The sequence below is a fragment of the Lysobacter sp. F60174L2 genome (assembly GCF_052547135.1).
Genome location: NZ_JBQWRA010000001.1, coordinates 232,161 through 248,987, shown reverse-complemented (window position 1 = coordinate 248,987; position 16,827 = coordinate 232,161). Strand labels below are relative to the sequence as shown.

Annotated in this window: 16 protein-coding genes; 10 read left to right on the top strand and 6 right to left on the bottom strand. The window is 69.0% G+C overall.

Annotation, left to right across the window (positions count from 1 at the left end; translation table 11 throughout):
• Positions 1-57 precede the first annotated feature (57 nt).
• On the top strand, positions 58-402 hold the full coding sequence (locus tag ACT9AS_RS01135) for a GFA family protein (protein ID WP_445098279.1): 345 nt from the start codon (positions 58-60) through the stop codon (positions 400-402).
• A 3-nt stretch (positions 403-405) separates the two neighbouring features.
• Here the strand turns inward: ACT9AS_RS01135 and ACT9AS_RS01130 are convergent, their stop codons facing one another.
• Positions 406-1,485 (bottom strand): mechanosensitive ion channel domain-containing protein, encoded by a 1,080-nt coding sequence (locus ACT9AS_RS01130; RefSeq protein WP_445098278.1) that lies wholly within the window; start codon positions 1,483-1,485, stop codon positions 406-408.
• 302 nt (positions 1,486-1,787) lie between these two features.
• A complete protein-coding gene (locus ACT9AS_RS01125; RefSeq protein WP_445098277.1) occupies positions 1,788-2,963 on the bottom strand; it encodes a class I SAM-dependent methyltransferase in 1,176 nt (391 codons plus the stop codon).
• 79 nt (positions 2,964-3,042) lie between these two features.
• Here ACT9AS_RS01125 and ACT9AS_RS01120 point away from each other — a divergent pair, with 79 nt between their 5' ends.
• The 3 genes from ACT9AS_RS01120 (at position 3,043) to ACT9AS_RS01110 (ending at position 6,325) form a co-directional block, all read left to right on the top strand.
• Positions 3,043-3,819, top strand: a complete 777-nt coding sequence (locus tag ACT9AS_RS01120) for a rhomboid family intramembrane serine protease (RefSeq protein WP_445098276.1) — start codon at positions 3,043-3,045, stop codon at positions 3,817-3,819.
• A 341-nt stretch (positions 3,820-4,160) separates the two neighbouring features.
• Positions 4,161-5,186 (top strand): TIGR00266 family protein, encoded by a 1,026-nt coding sequence (locus tag ACT9AS_RS01115; protein ID WP_445098275.1) that lies wholly within the window; start codon positions 4,161-4,163, stop codon positions 5,184-5,186.
• Between the two features lie 92 nt (positions 5,187-5,278).
• Positions 5,279-6,325: a patatin-like phospholipase family protein gene (locus ACT9AS_RS01110; protein ID WP_445098274.1), complete on the top strand. Its 1,047-nt coding sequence runs from the start codon at positions 5,279-5,281 to the stop codon at positions 6,323-6,325.
• Here ACT9AS_RS01110 and ACT9AS_RS01105 read toward each other — a convergent pair.
• Entirely contained in the window at positions 6,288-6,764 is a 477-nt protein-coding gene (locus tag ACT9AS_RS01105) for an Lrp/AsnC ligand binding domain-containing protein (protein WP_445098273.1), read from the bottom strand. The genes ACT9AS_RS01110 and ACT9AS_RS01105 overlap by 38 nt on opposite strands.
• A gap of 142 nt (positions 6,765-6,906) precedes the next feature.
• Between ACT9AS_RS01105 and phhA the strand changes: the two genes are divergently transcribed.
• Positions 6,907-7,794: a phenylalanine 4-monooxygenase gene (phhA, locus tag ACT9AS_RS01100; RefSeq protein WP_445098272.1), complete on the top strand. Its 888-nt coding sequence runs from the start codon at positions 6,907-6,909 to the stop codon at positions 7,792-7,794.
• Here phhA and ACT9AS_RS01095 read toward each other — a convergent pair.
• From ACT9AS_RS01095 to ACT9AS_RS01085, 3 genes are all read right to left on the bottom strand, one after another.
• The gene (locus ACT9AS_RS01095) at positions 7,791-9,917 is read right to left on the bottom strand and encodes a methyl-accepting chemotaxis protein (protein ID WP_445098271.1); all 2,127 of its coding nucleotides are present in this window, start codon (positions 9,915-9,917) and stop codon (positions 7,791-7,793) included. The genes phhA and ACT9AS_RS01095 overlap by 4 nt on opposite strands.
• Before the next feature lie 80 nt (positions 9,918-9,997).
• A complete protein-coding gene (locus ACT9AS_RS01090; protein ID WP_445098270.1) occupies positions 9,998-10,783 on the bottom strand; it encodes an outer membrane protein OmpK in 786 nt (261 codons plus the stop codon).
• A gap of 204 nt (positions 10,784-10,987) precedes the next feature.
• Entirely contained in the window at positions 10,988-11,701 is a 714-nt protein-coding gene (locus tag ACT9AS_RS01085) for a hypothetical protein (RefSeq protein WP_445098269.1), read from the bottom strand.
• Positions 11,702-11,721: 20 nt separating this feature from the next.
• Between ACT9AS_RS01085 and ACT9AS_RS01080 the strand changes: the two genes are divergently transcribed.
• The 5 genes from ACT9AS_RS01080 to ACT9AS_RS01060 all read left to right on the top strand — a co-directional run bounded on the left by ACT9AS_RS01080 (position 11,722) and on the right by ACT9AS_RS01060 (position 16,633).
• Positions 11,722-12,954, top strand: coding sequence for a histidine kinase (locus tag ACT9AS_RS01080; protein WP_445098268.1), 1,233 nt, complete (start codon positions 11,722-11,724; stop codon positions 12,952-12,954).
• Positions 12,951-13,595: a response regulator gene (locus tag ACT9AS_RS01075; RefSeq protein ID WP_445098267.1), complete on the top strand. Its 645-nt coding sequence runs from the start codon at positions 12,951-12,953 to the stop codon at positions 13,593-13,595. Before ACT9AS_RS01080 ends, ACT9AS_RS01075 begins: the two co-directional genes overlap by 4 nt.
• Positions 13,596-13,718: 123 nt before the next feature.
• Entirely contained in the window at positions 13,719-14,024 is a 306-nt protein-coding gene (locus tag ACT9AS_RS01070; protein ID WP_445098266.1) for a hypothetical protein, read from the top strand.
• A gap of 95 nt (positions 14,025-14,119) precedes the next feature.
• Positions 14,120-15,187 (top strand): class 1 fructose-bisphosphatase, encoded by a 1,068-nt coding sequence (locus tag ACT9AS_RS01065; protein WP_445098265.1) that lies wholly within the window; start codon positions 14,120-14,122, stop codon positions 15,185-15,187.
• Positions 15,188-15,277: 90 nt separating this feature from the next.
• The gene (locus tag ACT9AS_RS01060) at positions 15,278-16,633 is read left to right on the top strand and encodes a sigma 54-interacting transcriptional regulator (protein WP_445098264.1); all 1,356 of its coding nucleotides are present in this window, start codon (positions 15,278-15,280) and stop codon (positions 16,631-16,633) included.
• The last annotated feature ends 194 nt before the right edge of the window (positions 16,634-16,827 follow it).

The following is a 16,827-nucleotide window of genomic DNA, read 5'->3' as shown; positions in this document are numbered from 1 at the left end:
GCGACCGCGCGACCGGAGTATCGTCACCCCACCCACCATCCACCGACGGAGATTGCGATGACCCACAAGGGAAGCTGCCATTGCGGCAAGGTGACGTTCGAGGTCGACGGCGAAATCGGCACCGCGGTGTCGTGCAACTGCTCGATCTGCCAGCGCAAGGGCTCGCTGCTGTGGTTCGTGCCGCGCGACAGCCTGCGCGTCGAGGGCGAGGACGCGCTGTCGAGCTACACCTTCAACAAGCACGTGATTCAGCACCGCTTCTGCGCGACCTGCGGCATGCACCCGTATGGCGAGGGCACCGACCCGAAGGGCAATGCGGTGGCGGCGGTCAACATCCGCTGCCTGGAGGGCATCGACCTGGAATCCGTTCCGGTCCAGCACTACGACGGTCGTTCGAGGTAGCGCTCAGCGGCTGTCGCCCTTGGGGAAGCGCACGCGCTGCGGCTCGGCATTGAGCCGCCGCAGCATCTCCACGATCAGCCGGGTCTTGACCGAGCCGGCGCGCTTGGGTTCGATCACGTAGCGCACGGTCGCCTCGACCCAGGTGTTGCTGCTGACCCGGAACAGCACCGACGGCCGCTCGTTGACCTCGACCTGGTCGACCGGCGTCTGCGCGAGGATCTCGCGGAACGTCCGCACCCGCTCGATCATTGCCTCGCCGAGCGCCTCCTCAACCGTCTCCCGCATGACCCGGTCGACGAACTCCAGATCGCTGTCGTAGCCGACCTGGAAGCTGATCTCGTTCCAGATGTACGGGAACACCGGCCACGAGTAGTTGTAGACCGCCGTCGACAGCACGTTGGCGTTGGGGAACTTGACCAGCCGCCCGCTCGGGTGGTCGGTCGAGATGTACTCGCCGCCGACTTCCCACAACGTGGTGTCGAGGTAGTCGACATCGATCACGTCGCCGGTCGCCTCGCCGATGCGAATCCGGTCGCCCACCCGGTACGGTTCGCGCGCGAGGATGTAGACCCAGCCGATCATGCTCGTGATCGGCGTCTGCAACGCGAAGCCCAGCACCAGCGAAATCAACCCCAGCGAAGCCGCCGCCGCATACCAGTTGGCGAACAGCACCGAAATGACGATCACCGCCAGCAACAGGTACACCGCCAGCCGCAGCACCCGCTGCAGGTTGTAGCGCGTGACCGCCTCCTGTGCCCGCCCGATCGCATACGCCTCGATCGCCTTGGCCAGCCCGAGCACCAGCACCACCGCCATCGCCCCCAGCGTCATGCGCCGCAGCAACGGCACGTACTGCGCGGCAAAACCGAAGAAGTGCAAACGCAGCAGGTAATAGACCACCGCCAGCCCGAGCAGCACCAGCACGTAACCGCCCAGCCAGACCTTGTGCCGCGGCTCGACCGGAGGCGTCACCTCACGCGTCGTAGCCGTCCGTTGCAGCGCACGCTGCAGCGGGTCGGCCTGATCATCACCCGAACGCGCCGAACCGGTCGGTCTTGGCTTGTTGACGTGGTCGGACGGCATCGAAACTCCCACCCGCCAGCACCGAGGCGGGACGCCGGAAGCAGATCACGTAGCCAGTCCCCGCCGGGTGAACAAAGTTGCGGCCGCGAAAACAGGAGTAGCCCACAAGTCGCGATGCGGCGCCCTGTGCGGGTATTGCGGAGAGTGCGCCATGGATGGCGCACGGCGGTGAGTGCGGCCAGGGATGGCCGCCCGAACCGAGTAGCAATACCCGCACAGGGCGGCGCTACTCCCCGGAGACCAAACACCCCGCCGCGGTTGCGGTTGCGTTTGCTGTTGCCGTTGCTGTTGCTGTTGCGAACCTAATCCAGCACCCGGCAAAACACAGCCTTCAAATACCGCGACTCCTGGGCCTGAGCCAACCACGGATGGTCCGGCCCCGCACCCGCCACCTTCAACACCTGCACCGTGCGATTCGAATAGAACGCCGCCCGCCGCAGCATGTCGAGGAACTGCTCCTCGCTGACCAGCCCCGTGCACGAAAACGTCGCGAACAGCCCGCCCGGCTTCACCACCGACATCGCCAGCTTGTTCATGTCGAGATACTTCTTCAGCGCCGGGATCACCTGCTCCCGATCGCGCGTCATCTTGGCCGGATCCAGGATCACCACGTCGTACTGCTCACCCGCATTCCCCGCATCACGCAACCACGGAAAAATGTCGGCCTGGATGAAACGCGGACGCACGTTGTTGAGCTTCGCGTTGCCCTTGGCGATCTCGATCACGTCCGCATCGATGTCGACCCCGACCACCTCCGCCGCCCCGCGCACCGCCGCATAAACCGCGAACCCACCCGTGTTGCAGCACAGATCGAGCACCCGCTTGCCCTCTACCTGATGGCTCAACCACTGCCGGTTCTCGCGCTGGTCGGCAAAGAAGCCCGTCTTGTGCGCACCGGCCGGGTCGGCGCGGAACTTCACCCCGTACTCGGTGATCACGCTCGGCTGCACCGGCTCGGTACCACGGAAATCGAAACTCTCCTGCTTCTGCACATGCTCGTCGGCGAACATGTAGAAGCGGCAACCCGGGAACTGCTCGCGCAACGCCACCTGGATCCACTCGCGATGGCGGAACGCGCCCGCGCTAAAGAACTCCAGCACCAGCAGGTCGGCATACCGATCGACCACCAGCCCGCTGATGCCATCGCCCTCGCTGTGGAACACGCGCCAGGCATCGGACACCTCGTCGAGCTTGAGCAGGTCGCGCCGCAGCGACACCGCCGCGGCGATCCTGCGCGCGAACCAGTCGGCATCGATCACCGCGTTCGGATCGCTGTCGAGCATGCGCAGCGCGATCCGCGAATGGCCGTTGTAGAAACCGCGGCCGATCAGGTCGCCATCGACCCCGATCACGTCGACGATCGAGCCGGGCTTCGGGCGCTGCGCCGGCTTGGCGACCAGCCGCTGGAAGATCCACGGGTGCGAGGACTTCCAGGCGTTCTTGAGGTGGACGGTGGGGATGGCGGTCGCGTCGTTCATCGCGCCATTCTACGCGGCCCCCGCGCGCCAACACGGGCGCCACCATTGGAATGCCCGGCGGCGGCACCATGTCGGGCACATGCACCTGCCCGTCGACGAAAACCCGCTCGATCCCAAGGCCCAGCGCGCGGCCGACCGCACGCGCTGGCTGCGGGCGTTCAACCTCAGCCTCGGCTCCGTGCTGGTGCTGCTGGTGGTGTTCGCGGCCCAGGGCCGGTTCGACCTGGGCGCCTGGACGGTACAGCCATGGTCGACCGCCGGCCTGCTCGGCCTGCTGGGGGCGCCGCTGCTGCACGGCTCGATCGAACACCTCGCCGCCAATTCGATCTCCCTGCTGATCCTCGGCACGCTCGCCGGCGGCATGTACCCGCGCGCAACCCCCCGCGCGCTGCCAGTGATCTGGCTGGGCTCCGGCCTGGTCGCGTGGCTGCTCGGCGACCCCGGCTCGCGCCACCTCGGCGCCAGCGGGCTGACCCACGGCCTGATGTTCCTGGTGTTCATGCTCGGCCTGCTGCGCCGCGACCGCCCCGCGATCGCGGCGGCGATGATCGCGTTCTTCCTCTACGGCGGCATGCTGCTGACGGTGTTCCCGCGCGAAGCCGGCATTTCGTGGCAGGCGCACATGGGCGGCGCCCTCGGCGGCGCGGTCGCGGCCCTGCTGTGGCGCCGGGCCGACCCGCAGGCCCCGCGCAAACGCTACAGCTGGGAAATCGAGGAAGCGGCCGAACAGGCGCGCCCGGACGCCGAACGGGACAGCCTGGAACCGCCCTCGCCGCACCACGTGCCGGTGTTGTGGAAGCGCGAGCCCGCCGACGAACAGCGTGGCGTGGTGTTGCGATTCCCGTCACGCGACTGAACTCACGACACGTCGGCACCACACGCGGCGAAGCGGCGTCCCGGGGTGGGTGTGGCGCACAGCGGCCATGGGTGAGCACGGGCTGCTTGCGCGGCATTGCCGCGCGGCCTGTGTGAACGCTCGGCGCGCTGCGCCGAGCTGGACCGCGGAGCGGGCCGCGTCCGGTGAGTCGGACATGGATGTCCGACCGAACCGGGAAGCCATACCCGCCCCGGGGCGTCGCCCCCCCGAAGCCAGCACCCTTCCCGGGCCGCAACCTGAAGCGCGCCACTTCCGGCATACGCGACGACCCGGCGCAGCGTCTAGACTCGACCGCTCACCCACATCGACAGGGAATTCGCATGGAACGTTGGTATTTCAGCGCCGGCAGCAACAGCCAGCGGGTCGGTCCGCTCGACGACAACGCCGCGCGCGCGCATGCGCAGCAACACCCCGAGGATTTCTGCTGGCGCGAAGGCTTCGCCCAGTGGCAGCCGGTCGGCGACGTCGCCGAACTGGGCGCCGTGGCAGGCACCCGTCCGCCGAGCATGCCGGCGATGCCGTCCACCGGTTCCGGTCGCGGCCGCGATGACGAAATCGACTACCGCATCGTCGGCAGCGACATGCAGTTCGTCGAAGTCGAACTCGACCCCGGCGAGAGCGCGATCGCCGAAGCCGGCTCGCTGATGTACAAGGACGCCGCGGTGCAGATGGACACCGTGTTCGGCGACGGCAGCCACGCCGGCCAGGGCGGCGGCTTCATGGACAAGCTGATGTCGGCCGGCAAGCGCGTGGTCACCGGCGAGAGCCTGTTCACCACCGTGTTCACCCATGCCGGCCAGGGCAAGGCCCGGGTCGCGTTCGCCGCGCCCTATCCCGGCACGGTGATGGCGATGAAGCTGGCCGACCACGGCGGCCGCCTGGTCTGCCAGAAGGACAGCTTCCTGGCCGGCGCGCGCGGCGTGCAGGTCGGCATCCACTTCCAGAAGAAGATCCTGACCGGCCTGTTCGGCGGCGAGGGCTTCATCATGCAGAAGCTCGAAGGTGACGGCTGGGTGTTCGTGCACGCCGGCGGCACCGTGATGGAGCTCGACCTCAAGGCCGGCGAGCGGCTCGACGTCGACACCGGCTGCGTGATGGCCTACCACCCCACGGTCGACATGGACGTGCGCGCGGTCGGCGGCATCAAGAGCATGCTGTTCGGCGGCGAGGGCGTGTTCCTGGCCACCCTGACCGGGCCGGGCAAGGTCTGGCTGCAGTCGCTGCCGTTCTCGCGCATGGCCGGACGGATGCTGGCGGCGGCGCCCGGCGGCGGCGGCCAGAACAAGGGCGAGGGCTCGGTGCTCGGCGGCCTGGGCGGGCTGATCAGCGGCGACCGCGGGTTCTAGGCGGCACGCGCTGCCGAAGGCGGCCGTTCAAGCGCTCGCGGCTATGCTGCGGCGCTTCGTCCAGGCCGCCCCGGTTCCAGAGCAGCTTCCCCATGAAATTCGCGCAGTTCCGTCCCCTGCTGCTGTTGTCGGTCGCCGTGTTGCTGAGTGCCTGCTTCGGCAAGCCGCGGCCGACCCCGCCGGAGCCGGCCCTGCCGGCGGTCGCGGTGCCGCCGGTCAAGGTCGGCCTCGCGCTCGGCGGCGGCGCGGCCAAGGGCTTCGCGCATATCGGCGTGATCAAGGTGCTGGAGGCCAACGGTTTCGAGCCCGTGGTGGTGTCCGGCACCAGCGCCGGCAGCGTGGTCGGCGCGCTGTACGCCAGTGGCATGGGGCCGTTGCAGCTGCAGCAACACGCCATCGCGCTGGACGAAGACGAGATCCGCGACGTCAGCCTGTTCTCCGGCGGGCTGGTCGAGGGCCGGTTGCTGCAGGACTACGTCAACAGGCTGGTCCGGCAGCGTCCGATCGACCGGTTCGCCAAACCGTTCGCGGCGGTCGCGACCCGGCTGGAGGACGGCAAGCGCAGCGTGTTCGTGCGCGGCGACACCGGCCAGGCGGTGCGTGCCTCGTCGAGCATCCCCGGGGTGTTCGAGCCGGTCGCGATCGGCAAGTGGCATTACGTCGATGGCGGCGTGGTCAGCCCGGTGCCGGTCGATGCCGCGCGCCAGCTCGGCGCGGAGTTCGTGATCGCGGTGGATATCTCCAGCCAGGCCAGCGGCACCATGCCCGGCAGCCTGCTTGGCATCGTCAACCAGTCGATCACGATCATGGGCCGCCGGCTCGGCGCGCAGGAACTGGCGCGTGCCGACGTGGTGATCAGCCCGGCGGTCAACGACATCGGCGCGGCGGATTTCGAGCAGCGCCACCGGGCATTGCTCGCCGGCGAGCAGGCCGCCCAGGCGGCACTGCCGCGGATCCGCGCGAAGCTGGCGACCATGCAACAGGCGCGTGTCGACGCGGCCATCGCCAAGGCGCGCGCCGCGGCCAGCGCGCGGGCCGAGGCGGTCGCCCGCTGCAGGCAGGCGCGGGGCTGGTTCGACGACGCGTCCGAGTGCGACGCGCTCAGCGCGCCGGCAGCGGCATCCCCTGGAACGCCTTGACCGTGCGCAGCACGAAGCTGGAATTGACGTCGTCGACCCCGGCCTGGTTGAGCAGGCGGTCGAGCAGGAAATGCGAGAAGTGCTCGAGGTCGCGCACCGCGACCTGCAACAGATAATCCATGTCGCCGGTCAACGCATGGCAGGTGACCACCTCGTCCCACTCGTTGACGAAGTCGCTGAAGGCCTGGACCGAGGCGCTGTCATGGCGGTGCAGTTGCACCCGCACGAATGCCTGCAGGCCGAGCCCGAGCCGCTCCGGGTCGACCTCGGCGCGATAGCCGGAAACCACCCCGTCGCGCTCCAGCCGCTGCACCCGGCGCAGGCAGGCCGATGGCGACAGGTTGACCCGTTCGGCCAACTCGGCGTTGGTCTGGCGGCCGGCGCGCTGCAGTTCGGCAAGCAGCAGGAGGTCGGTGCGATCGAGGGAGGCCGTCGTCATTGAATGCGCCCTGTTTCCATTTGACGCAATTATCGTGTGCAAATCCCGGTATTTCAAACAACAACGCAACACAATTGCGGCAATTCCCCTCTAGAGTGGAAGGTCACCCTTTCGGTTGCTTTCGCACCAGGAGAACCACGCCATGGAATCGCCCAACCGCGTCGAATCGCAGCTGACCGACAAGGGCTACGTGCCGGTCTACACCACCGCCGTGGTCGAGCAGCCGTGGGACAGCTACACCGACACCGACCACCGGGTCTGGGCGCAGCTGTTCGAGCGCCAGAAGGCGATCCTGCCGGGCCGCGCCAGCGACGAGTTCCTGGCCGCGCTCGCCGCGATGGAGATGACCCCGGACCGGATCCCGAAGTTCGACGACCTCAACCCGATCCTGCGCGCCGCCACCGGCTGGGAGCTGATCGGGGTCGAGGGCCTGCTGCCGGAGCTGACGTTCTTCGAGCACCTGGCCAACCGCCGCTTCCCGGTGACCTGGTGGATCCGCAAGCCGGAGCAGATGGATTACCTGTCCGAACCGGACCTGTTCCACGACCTGTTCGGCCACGTGCCGCTGCTGATGAACCCGGTGTTCGCCGACTACATGGAGGCCTACGGCCGCGGCGGCGTGAAGGCGCACGGCATCGGCGAGGACGCGCTGGTCAACCTGACACGGCTGTACTGGTACACGGTCGAGTTCGGCCTGATCAAGCAGGAGGACGGCCTGCGGATCTACGGCAGCGGCATCGTGTCGAGCAAGGGCGAGTCGATCCACTGCCTGGAGTCGGACGCGCCCAACCGCCTCGGCTTCGACCTGCAGCGCGTCATGCGCACCCGCTACCGGATCGATACCTACCAGAAGACCTACTTCGTGATCGACAGCTTCGAGCAGCTGATGGACGCGACCGGCCCGGACTTCGCGCCGATCTACGACAGGCTGGCGCAGCTCGAGTCGATCCCGGCCGGCAACGTGCTCGACAACGACAAGGTCTACAACCGCGGCACCGGCGAGGGCTGGCCGACCGACGCCGACGTCTAGCCCGCGAGGCGCATCCGTGGCTCGGCGCCGGCGTGCTCGAGGTGGCCGAGCCGGAACACCGAGACCGACTCGCTCAAGCCACCCGCCTGCTGTTCCAGGCTTCGCGCCGCCGCGCTGGCCTCCTCGACCAGCGCCGCGTTCTGCTGGGTCGAGTCGTCGAGCTGCGTCACCACCTGGTTGACCTGCTCGATGCCGGCACTCTGCTCGGCCGAGGCCGCGCTGATCTCGGCCATCAACCGGGTGACCTTCTGCACGCCACCGACGATGTCCTGCATGGTCTGGCCAGCCCGGTCGACCAGCTCCGCGCCCAACTGCACCTTCTGCACCGAGTCGTCGATCAGCTGCTTGATCTCCTTGGCGGCGCTGGCGGAACGCTGTGCCAGCGTCCGCACTTCCGACGCCACCACCGCGAACCCGCGACCCTGCTCGCCGGCGCGCGCCGCTTCCACCGCCGCGTTGAGCGCCAACAGGTTGGTCTGGAAAGCGATGCTGTCGATCACGCCGGTGATGTCGACGATGCGCAACGACGAGGCATTGATCTCGCTCATCGTGGTGACCACGCGACCGACCGCGTCGCCGCCCTGCACCGCGACGTCGGAGGCGTCGATCGCCAGCGCGTTGGCCTCGCGGGCGTTCTCCGCGTTCTGCCGGACCACGCTGGTCAGCTCTTCCATCGACGCCGCGGTCTCCTCGAGCGATGCCGCCTGCCGCTCGGTACGCACCGACAGGTCGGCGTTGCCGGCCGAGATCTCGCGGGCCGCATTGTTGATGGCGTCCGAACCGGTGCGGATCTGGCGGACGATCTCCGCGAGCTTGTGCACGGTGGCATTGGCATTGTCCGCCACCTCGCCGAAACGGCCGTCTAGACGGCGCCCGATGCGCTGGCCGAGGTCGCCGGCAGCCACCGCCGCGAGCAGCCGGCCGATCTCGCCGAGGCTGTCGTCGGAGGTCGTCATCAATTGGTTCAGCGCACCGATCATGTCGCGATAGACATGCTCGAACCGCTCGATTTCACCACGCTGCGAGAAATCCCCGGCCACGGCCGCCGCGACCAGCCGGCCGATCTCGCCGTTGGCGGCGACCATGCCGGCCTTCACCGCATCGATGGCGTGGGTAACCTGGGCCTTCTGTCCCGGCATCCGCTCGATGTCGATCGACAGGTCGCCACGGGCGTAACGGGATACCACCTCGACCACGTGGGCATTGAGCCTGATGTGCGAATCCACCAGTTCGTTGACGCCGCGTGCCATGTCGCCGTAAGCGCCGGGGAAGCCGGTGGCCGCAATGCGGTGATCGATCGCACCGGCGTCGTGCTGGCGCAGGATTTCGCCCTGGGCCTGGACGAAACGCTGCAGGCCGTCCTGCATGGTGCGCATCGATGCCAGCAACTGGCCGATCTCGTCGCGCGAATCGACCACGATGTCGTTGTCGAACCGGCCTTCCGCGATCGCCGCCGAAACCGCCGTCGCGCGCCCCAACGCGCGCCCGATCAGGCGCGCGAGCAACAGGCCGAATGCCAGCGCCAGCACGGAGGCGGCAATGGTAAGCACGGTGATGGAGATGATCGCCCGCCGGAATGCCGCCTCCGACACCGCCAGTTGCTGCTGCAGCAGGAGGTCGTCGTGGTCCTTGAGCTTGTTGAGCGCGGTGAACATCTCCAGCCGCAGCGGATGCAGGGTGTCCATGGCGAGCGACGTAGCCGTGTCGTAGTCACCCGCCGCCGCCGCATCGAGGAAGGCCTGGCTGCCGTCGAGGTAGCGCTGGTACATCGGTGCGATGGCACGGTACATCGCACGGGAGCTGTCATCGGTCAGCAGGGACGCGTACAGGTCGTTGGCCTCGTTCGCGCCGTTGCGCGCGAACTCGAAACCCGGCAGCGCACCCGGGTAGTCGCGGGTCTGCAGCAGCACCATCTCGTTGGTACGCAGTTCGGAGATCCACGCAAACATGTTCGCGATCGCCCGCACCGACGGCATCTGGTTCTGGGTGATGCGCTGGATCTGCTGGTTCGAGGCGGTGATCTGGGTGTATGACAGCACCCCGAGCAGTACCGTCAGCAACACCGACAACGACACCCCCAGCAACTGCTTGCGGGCGACGGACATATCCTTGAACCACTGCATTGCGCTCACCTTCGAAGAGCCTGGACCGGGGCCGGGGCGGGAACCCGGCGTGGATGGAACGGGAACCATGGGTGTGCGACTCATGGCAGGTGCACCTTCAACAAAAGACTGGCGGTGTTCTGGTCGGTGCCGCCCAGCACCTCGCGGCCCAGATAGCCGTCGTGGTCGATGCCGAACTTGTTCTTCCAGTAGTCGTACTCGACGCCCACGTAGACCGTTTTTTCCTCCCAGCCGAACGCCTTGCCGAGGTCGTACTTCACCTGCGGATTGAAATGCAGGTGCGCATGACTGCCATCGCGGTTGTCGACCACCCAATCGATAAAGCCGTCCACCAGCACATCCGACCGACCCACCGGCAGCGTCCATGCCCAGACCGGCGTGACCTGCCACTGTCCATCGCCGGCGCGGCCATCGCGGGGCTGGCGGCGGTAAACGTTGAGCTGCAGATAGTCGAGACCGGGAATATCGAGATCGATGCCGGGCCCGACCAGCCAGGTCTCCACCGGTCCTTCGCCGAACTCGTAGGCCATGGCCAGCAACACGTCTTTCACCGGGCCGACGCCGACCGGTCGGCCGGCAATCTTGCCCAGCGACAGGCGCGGTGCGAACTCGCCATACCAGGCGCTCGCGCCGGTGCCGGCATCCGTACCCCCGTTGAAGCGGGTGACGTCGACGAACAGGAAGTTGTCGCCGTACTTCCAGCCGTCGACATGTTCCAGCGTGAGCGTCTGCTGGCGAGCCGGCTGTACGGTGAAGTCGCGGCCGTCGAGGTAACTCAGACTGTTGTCCTGCCATTGCAACCATTCACCGGCGAACGCCGGGACGGCAGACAACATGCCTCCGGCCAGCAGGAGACCTGCCGGCATGCGTGGGGATTTCATTGCTTGGACTCGTAGGGGAGTTGACGGCCCAGCGGCCGGCGAACCGTCTATCGGCCCCGGCTATCCGGGCTTGAGTCGATATCCGGGTGTAGATGCCCCGCGTATCGAATCGTGTGATCGCCATCACGCGGGTGGCCGGGCTCATGGGCGCCACGGTTTACAACCGCAGTATCGGCGAAGGCTGGCCGTCTAGGCGCGCACCCGCCGGCCCGCGGCCGGCGCGGGGGCAGCGGACGGCGCGGCTCCCTGGCCGTACCGGCGGTCCAGCCAGAAGCGGACGGCCACGGCCAGCACCACCGGCGCGAACCAGCCAACGTACGCCAGTGCACCCTCGCCCACGCCCGGCAGCAGGCGCGGCAGGCCAAGCAGGAAGAAGGCGATGTGGGTCGCCGCGCCGTTGGCGGTCATCGCCCGGTAATGCTCCTCCAGCCACCAGCGCTGGCGCCCGGCGATCAGCCGGCGGCGCCGGTGCATGTCGACGCCGGTCAACAGGCCGATCATCGAAAAGCCGACCAGCAACGGCACGCCGTGCACCAGGCCGAGCACCAGGACCACGGCGCCGGCAACCGGGTTGGCCCACGCCAGCACCCGGTATGCCGCGCCGAGATAGCGCTGCGGCTGCTGCCGGTCACGGACCGCCCGCCACGACAGCCACACCGTCGTCGTGACGAGCACCAGCAGGTAGCCCAGGAAGCTGGCGGTGACAGGATGGCCATCGAACCAGCTTTCCAGCACCAGCGGCACGCCGCTGACGATTACGGTCGCCATCGACAGCAGGTAGGCCCGCCCGGCCAGGCGATGCCGCGGGCTGCCCTTGCGAAGCGCCGCCGCGAGCCAGAACGACGCCAGCGCGATGGTCCCGGCGCCTGCGTGGACGAGGGCGATCATCTGGATACCCGACATGACGTCACTCCGTTGAGGGGATGTGGCCAGACTGCGCGGCCCCGCGCGCTGGCCGCAGTCCCGCCCGTCACCGGATCGACCTGCCGGAAGTCACTTTCTTCGCCGACGCTGTTGCGCCGCCAAGCCGCCGGGGCGAGCATCCCGGCATGTCGCTGCTGCGCGCCCTGCTGCAACCGCTGCTCCTGGCCGGGGTGATCACCTGGCTGGCGGTCGTGCTCGGGTTGCTGCTGGAGCCGTCTGCACGCGCGGGACCGATCTGGGTGCTGGCGCTGGCATTCCTCGCCGGGCTGCTGCTGTCGCACGTGGTGCCGCCGCGGTTCGAGCGGGCAGTGTTGCCGCTATGCCTGGCGTTGCAGGCCGGCTGCGCACTGGCGCTGGTCTGGTACGTCCCGGGCGCCGGAACCGCGCCGGTGCTGCTGGTGGTCCTGGTGGCGCAGCTGCCGGTGGCGATGCCACCGCGATTCATGGTTCCGGTGGTGGTGGCATTGAACATCGCCCTGTACCTGCTGCTGCGCGACGCCGGCTACTCGCAGCCGCTGCTGGTCACCACCCTGTACCTCGGCTTCCAGGCCTTTGCCGTGCTGACCGCGCATTACGCCCGCAGCGCAGAGGCCTCGCGCGACGCGCTGGCACGGGTCAACGCCGACCTGCTCGCCACCCGCGCATTGCTCGCCGACAGCGCGCGCAGCTCCGAGCGGTTGCGGGTCGCGCGCGAGCTGCACGACGTCGCCGGCCACAAGCTGACCGCGCTCGGCCTCAACCTGCGGGTGCTGGAAGGTGATCCGGCGCTGCGCCTGCGCGAGGAGCTGCGTACCTGCCGGCAGCTGTCGGGCGAACTGCTCGGCGACCTGCGCAACCTGGTCGTGGCGATGCGCCACGACGACGGCCTCGACCTCGCCACCGCCCTGCACGCACTCGCCGCACCGCTGCCGAAGCCGTCGCTGCAACTGCGGATCGACCCGGCGGTGCGGGTGACCGACCCGGCCGTGGCCGAGGCGATCGTGCGCACCGTGCAGGAGGCGCTGACCAACACCGCCCGCCACGCCGGCGCGGAGCGGCTGACGGTGGCGCTGAGTCGCGACGGCGACACCCTGCGCCTGCGGATCGATGACGACGGCCAGCTGCGCGGGCCGCTGCGCGAAGGCAACGGCCTGGCCGGCATGCGCGAACGGCTGGCGATGCTCGGCGGCCAGCTGGCGGTGTCGACCGGCGCCACAGGCGCGCTGCGGATCGACGCGGAGCTCCCGGCATGAGCGCGACCTCGACGCCATTGCAGGTCGCGCTGGCCGACGACCAGGCGCTGGTCCGCGCCGGCCTGCGTGCACTGCTGCAACAGCAGGGCATCGCGACCGCCGTCGAAGCCGACGACGGCGAGGCGCTGCTGGCGCAACTTCAGGACCAGGCGGTCGATGTCGTGCTCAGCGACGTGCGCATGCCTGGCGTCGACGGCATCGAAGCCCTGCGACGGCTGCGCGCGCGTGGCGACACCACCCCGGTGCTGCTGCTGACCACCTTCGACGAGCCCGACCTGCTGTTGCAGGCGACCGAAGCCGGCGCCCAGGGTTTCCTGCTCAAGGACGCCGCGCCGGAGGACCTGCGCGCGGCGATCGAGGCGGTCGCCGGGGGCGCCAGCCTGCTGCAGCCGGTCAGCACCGATCCGATCCGCTCGCGCTACCGCTACCACGCCGACGACGCGCCGAAGGAGCGTTTCAGCGAGCGCGAGGTCGCGATTCTGCGGCTGCTCGCGGGCGGTTACTCCAACAGGGAGATCGCCCGCGCGATGTTCCTCGCCGAGGGCACGGTCAAGAACTACGTGTCGGTGATCCTGGAGAAGCTCGATACCCGCGACCGCACCCGCGCGGTACTGAAGGCGATCACCTTGCGGGTCATCTGAGAAGCGACATGCCGGGCTGAACGCGGGTTCATCCAGCCTGCACCGTTCTGTCACGGGGTCGCGGCGATGATGCGCGGCTTCCGATCTCAGCCCCTGCGACCGATGCTGGCCACGCTTCGCCCCATGAACTTCTCCCCCGACGAGCTGCAACAGGAACTGGCGCGCACCGAGGCCACCTTTGCGCTCGCGATCCGGCACGCCGGTGGCGGTCACGACCCGGCACTGGAGCGCCAGCTCGACGGCCACGGCCGCAGCCTCCGGGCGATGCTCGACGCCGACGCCGCGGTGGTGGTGGACGATGCGATCGACGCCGCCAAGCGCGTGCTGGATGCGGCCGACCCGGCGGCGCCCCTGCTGATGCTGGAAATGGCACGGACCAACCTGGCCGCGGTGGCGCGGCGGTCGTCCCGCCTGCGCGACGCCGCCTGACGCGAGGCGGGGCGCGGGTCTTCCGTCGCCCCACCGGCAGGCCGGCTTGCGAGGGCCGGCTTACAATGGCGGTTTCCGCCACTGCCACCGCATCCATGACCACACCCGCCAGCCCCGGCTCCGCCGGTTCGACCGCGCCCGTCTCGCTGACCCGCTTCCTGATCGAGGAGCAACGTGCCGGCCACGTCGGCCCGGACCTGCGGCTGCTGATCGAGGTGGTCGCGCGTGCCTGCAAGCGGATCTCGATCGAGGTCGGCAAGGGCGCGCTCGGCGGCGTGCTGGGCGATGCCGGCGAACCCGGCGTGGCCAGCATCAACATCCAGGGCGAAGCGCAGAAGAAGCTCGACGTGATCGCCAACGACGTGCTGCTGGAAGCCAACGCCTGGGGCGGCCACCTCGCCGGCCTGGCGTCGGAGGAGATGGACCACTCCATGCCGATCCCGGATGTCTATCCGCGCGGCAACTACCTGCTGCTGTTCGACCCCCTCGACGGCAGCTCCAACATCGACGTCAACATCTCGGTCGGCACCATCTTCTCGGTGCTGCGCTGCCCGGAGGGCGTGACCACGCCGGGCGACGAGCACTTCCTGCAGCCGGGCACCGCACAGGTCGCGGCCGGCTACTGCACCTACGGGCCGAACACCACCCTGGTGCTGACCGTCGGCCATGGCACTCACGCGTTCACCCTTGACCGTGAAGTCGGCAGCTTCATGCTGACCACGCGCGGCATGCGGATCCCGGAGGAGACGAAGGAGTTCGCGGTCAACATGTCCAACCAGCGCCACTGGCAGCCGCCGATGCAGGCCTACGTGACAGACCTGCTGGCCGGCACCACCGGCCCGCGCGGCAAGGACTTCAACATGCGCTGGGTCGCCAGCATGGTCGCCGACGTGCACCGCATCCTGACCCGTGGCGGCATCTTCAGCTATCCGCTGGATGCCAAGTGCGCGGCGCAAGGCGGCAAGCTGCGGCTGATGTACGAGGCCAACCCGATGAGCTTCCTGGTCGAGCAGGCCGGCGGCGGCGCCAGCACCGGCCGCGGCCGGATGCTGGAGGTGCAGCCGACCGGACTGCACCAGCGCGTGCCGGTGTTCCTCGGTTCGAAGGCCGAGGTCGAGGCCGCGGTCGGCTACCACCAGCGGCACGACGCCGCGAACGGCTGAGCCGCGCATCCGCGGTTGCTGGCCGTCGCCGGGCGGTCACGGCGTTTAACGTCGATGTCCTGACCCTGTTCCTCAGCCTCGGGGGAAGCCATGGCTGCAGTCCCGGCGGAGGCGCGGCGGTGCGTCATCTGGTTCGGAAAGCCGCTGCGCCGTGAACGCGAGGCGCTTGCCGCGGCCGGGTGGCGGGTCCGCGTGGCCGACCCGCGCAACCCCACCGGAATCGGCCTGCGCGGTGACGACACCGTGGTCGGACTGGTCGACCTGCGCGACCGTCGCGCCGCCAGCGCGCAACCGCTCGAACGGCTGGCCACCGAATGCACCCATCTGGCGCTGGTCGCGGTCGTGCCCGGCACGCGCGGTGCGCCTGCCGCTACCGCTGACGGTGCCGCGACGGACCGGCTGCTGCGCCAGTGCGTGGAATCTTTCGATACACCACTCGACCTGTCGCGGCTGATCCATTGCCTGGAAGAGCTCGGCCATGCCACGCACGCGCCAACCGCGCACGGTGTCGATGCGCTGGTCGGCGACAGTCCGGCGATGCGCGAGGTCCATGCCGGCATCCGTCGCTATGCGCCGGTCGAGCTACCAGTGCTCATCATCGGCGACACCGGCACCGGCAAGGAAGTCGCCGCGCGCGCGCTGCACCAGTTGTCGCCCCGTGGCGACAGGCGGTTCGCGGCGATCAACTGTGGTGCGTTGCCGGCCAACCTGGTGCAGTCGGAACTGTTCGGGCACGAGCGCGGTGCGTTCACCGGCGCCCACGCGCGGCACGCCGGCCTGTTCGAGTCGGCCGACGGCGGCACCGTGTTCCTCGACGAGATCGGCGACCTGCCGCTGGAAGCCCAGACCAACCTGCTGCGGGTGCTGCAGGAAGGCAGCCTCGAACGCGTCGGCAGCCACCAGCCCATCAAGGTCGACGTGCGCGTGCTGGCCGCCAGCAACATCGACCTGGACAAGGCGATTGCCGAAGGCCGCTTCCGCAGCGACCTCTACTACCGCCTCAACGTGCTGCGCCTGCGCATGCCGCCCCTGGCCGAGCGCGGCGACGACATCGAACTGCTGGCGCGGCATTTCCTCGACGGGTTCCGCGCGCGCCACGCCACCCGCGCGCGCGGTTTCGATCCCGACGCCCGCCGTGCGATGCAAGCCTACGCGTGGCCCGGCAACGTGCGCGAACTGCTCAACCGGGTGCAGCGCGCGGCGGTCAACACCGATGCCGAACTGATCGGGCCGGCCGCATTGGGGCTGGGTGACGGGGATACCGCGGCGAAGGTGGACGGCAGCCTGACCGGTGCGCGCGGCGCCGCCGAACAGCAAGCCCTGCTGGCCTGCCTGCGCGAATGCGGGTTCAACATCAGCGAGGCCGCGCGGCGGCTCAAGGTCTCGCGAGTCACGGTCTATCGCCTGTGCCGGAAACACGGGCTGGTGCTCGAGGAGCTGCGCTGAAAAATGGAAGCCCCGCTCCCGGGGGAAGGGTGGAGCGGGGCTTCCAGGCAACCGGCCAAATGGGGATGGCCGGCCTGACGCGCCCTGCGGCACCCGCATGCCGGGTGTCCGCTCCTGTGCGGACGCAGGCGCCATGCCAAGCGGTGCAACGGCCGTGGCAGCAGGCGTCCAAGGCTGCATCCCGCAATCGCACA

Excerpts from the sequence above, each read along its gene's own strand:
- ACT9AS_RS01135 (WP_445098279.1), top strand. The coding sequence starts at position 58 with ATGACCCACAAGGGAAGCTGCCATTGCGGCAAGGTGACGTTCGAGGTC.
- ACT9AS_RS01130 (WP_445098278.1), bottom strand. The coding sequence starts at position 1,485 with ATGCCGTCCGACCACGTCAACAAGCCAAGACCGACCGGTTCGGCGCGT.
- ACT9AS_RS01125 (WP_445098277.1), bottom strand. The coding sequence starts at position 2,963 with ATGAACGACGCGACCGCCATCCCCACCGTCCACCTCAAGAACGCCTGG.
- ACT9AS_RS01120 (WP_445098276.1), top strand. The coding sequence starts at position 3,043 with ATGCACCTGCCCGTCGACGAAAACCCGCTCGATCCCAAGGCCCAGCGC.
- ACT9AS_RS01115 (WP_445098275.1), top strand. The coding sequence starts at position 4,161 with ATGGAACGTTGGTATTTCAGCGCCGGCAGCAACAGCCAGCGGGTCGGT.
- ACT9AS_RS01110 (WP_445098274.1), top strand. The coding sequence starts at position 5,279 with ATGAAATTCGCGCAGTTCCGTCCCCTGCTGCTGTTGTCGGTCGCCGTG.
- ACT9AS_RS01105 (WP_445098273.1), bottom strand. The coding sequence starts at position 6,764 with ATGACGACGGCCTCCCTCGATCGCACCGACCTCCTGCTGCTTGCCGAA.
- phhA (WP_445098272.1), top strand. The coding sequence starts at position 6,907 with ATGGAATCGCCCAACCGCGTCGAATCGCAGCTGACCGACAAGGGCTAC.
- ACT9AS_RS01095 (WP_445098271.1), bottom strand. The coding sequence starts at position 9,917 with ATGCAGTGGTTCAAGGATATGTCCGTCGCCCGCAAGCAGTTGCTGGGG.
- ACT9AS_RS01090 (WP_445098270.1), bottom strand. The coding sequence starts at position 10,783 with ATGCCGGCAGGTCTCCTGCTGGCCGGAGGCATGTTGTCTGCCGTCCCG.
- ACT9AS_RS01085 (WP_445098269.1), bottom strand. The coding sequence starts at position 11,701 with ATGTCGGGTATCCAGATGATCGCCCTCGTCCACGCAGGCGCCGGGACC.
- ACT9AS_RS01080 (WP_445098268.1), top strand. The coding sequence starts at position 11,722 with ATGTGGCCAGACTGCGCGGCCCCGCGCGCTGGCCGCAGTCCCGCCCGT.
- ACT9AS_RS01075 (WP_445098267.1), top strand. The coding sequence starts at position 12,951 with ATGAGCGCGACCTCGACGCCATTGCAGGTCGCGCTGGCCGACGACCAG.
- ACT9AS_RS01070 (WP_445098266.1), top strand. The coding sequence starts at position 13,719 with ATGAACTTCTCCCCCGACGAGCTGCAACAGGAACTGGCGCGCACCGAG.
- ACT9AS_RS01065 (WP_445098265.1), top strand. The coding sequence starts at position 14,120 with ATGACCACACCCGCCAGCCCCGGCTCCGCCGGTTCGACCGCGCCCGTC.
- ACT9AS_RS01060 (WP_445098264.1), top strand. The coding sequence starts at position 15,278 with ATGGCTGCAGTCCCGGCGGAGGCGCGGCGGTGCGTCATCTGGTTCGGA.